This window comes from Bradyrhizobium sp., from assembly GCF_019242285.1.
Taxonomy (GTDB): Bacteria; Pseudomonadota; Alphaproteobacteria; order Rhizobiales; family Xanthobacteraceae; genus Bradyrhizobium.
In genome coordinates this window covers 1-2803 of sequence record NZ_JAFAVV010000338.1, presented here as the reverse complement: position 1 = coordinate 2803, position 2803 = coordinate 1, and the positions used below count along the sequence as shown (strand labels likewise).

General features: G+C 58.6%; 3 protein-coding genes and 1 pseudogene. 2 read left to right on the top strand and 2 right to left on the bottom strand.

Going from position 1 to position 2803, the window contains the following annotated elements; genetic code table 11:
• Nucleotides 1–326 (top strand): annotated as a pseudogene (locus tag JOY90_RS13205) (DNA (cytosine-5-)-methyltransferase); the annotation flags it as partial.
• Nucleotides 323–742, top strand: coding sequence for a very short patch repair endonuclease (locus tag JOY90_RS13200; RefSeq protein WP_291691565.1), 420 nt, complete (start codon nt 323–325; stop codon nt 740–742). The pseudogene JOY90_RS13205 and the gene JOY90_RS13200, both read left to right, overlap by 4 nt.
• Here JOY90_RS13200 and JOY90_RS13195 read toward each other — a convergent pair.
• Both JOY90_RS13195 and JOY90_RS13190 read right to left on the bottom strand, forming a co-directional pair.
• Complete coding sequence (locus JOY90_RS13195; RefSeq protein WP_291691564.1) at nt 701–1513, bottom strand: hypothetical protein; 813 nt, start codon at nt 1511–1513, stop codon at nt 701–703. The genes JOY90_RS13200 and JOY90_RS13195 overlap by 42 nt on opposite strands.
• A 486-nt stretch (nt 1514–1999) precedes the next feature.
• Nucleotides 2000–2803, bottom strand: an 804-nt coding sequence (locus tag JOY90_RS13190) for a bifunctional diguanylate cyclase/phosphodiesterase (protein ID WP_291691563.1), incomplete at its 5' end; no start/stop codon positions are given.

Genomic DNA, 2803 nt, shown 5'->3' with positions numbered 1-2803 from the left:
GTCCTGGCAGTTACGAGATCAGCAGGGACGACGAACTCCCTGCAAATGGCCGATGGCCCAGGGCAGCGCGTTTTGATGGCCGGCGCCGATATGCAGTTCGGATCAACTCTTATCCGAAATGGGAAGGGCGGCCAGCTCTAACCGAATTTCTCCGTCATGATGGAAAACTCCTCTCGTCACGGGCGACTCGTGGATTCCTGTCGAGGACTCAACGAGCAAAGTTGCGCTTTGCAGAAGGGTTTCAAGACCGACTTCGCGAGCATCTCACTCGGATGGAGGCGCTTGAAAATACGAACTACACGAAATTCGCTGTCGCCGCAGAATGAAGGCGACGCCTACGACCCCCGAAACGTCCGCGCGCATGGCTCGGATCAGACAACGAGGAACGAAGATTGAAACGATCGTCGCGACCGTGCTTCGCGATCTGGGTGTCCGCTATCGCAAGAACGTCAAGAAACTCCCTGGTAGTCCCGACTTCGCTAACAACACTAGGCGATGGGCCATTTTCGTTAACGGGTGTTTTTGGCACCATCATGCCGGTTGCTGGAAGGCGACGGTACCGAAGTCCAATCGCAAATTTTGGATCACCAAGTTTCACGACAACCAGCGAAGGGATGCTCGTAACGTTGCCCGTCTCCGTCGAGAAGGTTATCGGGTGATCATCATTTGGGAGTGTCAAGAAGGGCGAATCCGAAACAAATTAGCCAAGGTCCTTGAATCGCGTGGCGTAGATAGCGGATAGTCGAGCAATCATGCTCTCATAATTGTAGATGTCACCCTTTGGCGGCGCCGGTGATCCGTCGACGAGTTCAACGGGCCTCCCATCATTAGCCATGTCGATTGCGACGATCGAGATCGCGTCGTAGCCGACGTCACCCGGTTTCGATCGACGTGGGAGCTGCTTTATCTTGTCGATTGCAAGCTGGGCGTCCCGTGGCTGTTTGTGCTGACTCCACACCGGATCGGACGATCTGTTCTTTTTGTTCAGATCCGGACTGAGATAAGCGCTCGCGACATTCACCATCGTGAAAGCCACCGCGATGGCCTGATCGCTCGCTCCGTGCACGGTGAGGTGCGAAGAGTTCAACTCGTCATAAAGGCGTGGAAGTGCGCGTTGATGTGCTGTCATGCAAGCCTTGGCTTCCAGCGCCAACAGGACTGATCCGACCGGCGCTCGAACCAGTGGTGGAAGCTCTCCGAATTCCTCCCGCTCCTCGTCCGTCAGCTCGATCTTGTAGTTCGCGGCGAGGCTTGCCAAGGTATCAGATTTCGTGGGACCTCCGGGCGTGCAGAGCACGAGATCGAGGTTTTTCTTTCGATCATGGACGAAGTCACGCATTTCGTGATTGATGCCAAAGCGCACGGCACCTGTCGCGACGTGGCGCCTCAGAAGTGGAGTAGACACCATCAAGTCGAAGACCACGCCCCAACAGGCAATCTTCGAATGATGATCACTGCGGGAATGATATTGCCACGTGTTGTCATAACGGTCGAGGATACTGGCCGACGACAACGTTCGGACGAGTATCGTAGGTCCATTCATCCAGACTTCGACCCCCTCGAAAATCCTGCAATTTCTAGCTGATTCCCGGGAAGAGAGCGGCGCCAAACTTCGTCCTATTGCACTTAGAGAGGTTCATACTCCGAACATCATCCACTTATGACGATATTCATGTTTTTGCCGCAGTTCGGTCAACAATCGCCGTGAGAAGGCGCGTTTGCTGCCGCGAATCACTGGCTACCATGATTGCAGCCAATTCTCGGATTGTAAGCGTATGTCTGGGGCTGGTCGGGCTTGTCGCGTTGCCTCCGGGACTCACCGCGCGCCGGGCCGAGTAAATTGCGTAACCGAGTGGCCGAGCGCCTCTGCCAACCGCCGCCAGGCAAGCGCTCGGCTGCTTCCTACCTGTTCTGTTCTTCTCGGCCAACCTCTGGTTTAATACATTGGGGCTTCGCCAGTTTCTTGTGCGGCCCACAACAGGCGTTTCCGATCTGAGCCTCACGCCGTCTTCGGCTGGCGCTTGCGCCGTTCACCCAGAGGCACCTCCGCGACGGCGTTCCATGGCGCGTCGGAATGCGACGCGAACAGCTCTTTGAGCTTTTCGGCAGGCTTCGCCGCGCTGAACAGATAGCCCTGCATCTCCGAGCAGCCGAGGGCGGCAAGGAGCTGGCGTTGCGCGTCGGTCTCGACGCCTTCCGCCGTGGTCGTCATGCGGCGGGCGGCGGCGAGGCCGATCACGGCCTGGACGATGCTGGAGGTGCCTTCCGGACGGACGATGTCGTTGACGAAGCTGCGGTCGATCTTGATCTTGTCGAAGGGAAAGCGGTGCAGGTAGCTCAGCGAGGAGTAGCCGGTGCCGAAATCGTCGAGCGCGATGCGCACGCCGAGGCCGCGGAGCTGATGCAGGATCGAGAGCGCGGTTTCGTCGTCGCGGATCAGTACCGCCTCGGTGATCTCGAGCTCCAGCCGGCCTGCCGAAAGTCCAGATGCGGCCAGTGTTGAAGCGATCTTGAGCGCCAGCGTACCGCTCCTGAACTGGACCGGCGAGACGTTGACCGCAAGACGGATGCCTTCCGGCCATGTCGCGGCCTCGGCGCAGGCCGTAGCCAGCACCCATTCACCGAGCTCGTTGATCAGGCTCGTCTCCTCAGCGATCGGGATGAACTCCGCCGGTGAGACCATGCCGCGATCGGGATGACGCCAGCGCACCAGTGCCTCGCAGCCGGTGATGCGGCCGTCCTCGAGGCTGATGCAAGGCTGGTAGTGGACCTCGAGCGCCTGGCTTGCGATCGCCTGGCGCAG

What these genes read in the sequence shown, in the direction of transcription:
- JOY90_RS13200 (WP_291691565.1), top strand. Translation starts at nt 323, where the DNA reads ATGAAGGCGACGCCTACGACCCCCGAAACGTCCGCGCGCATGGCTCGG.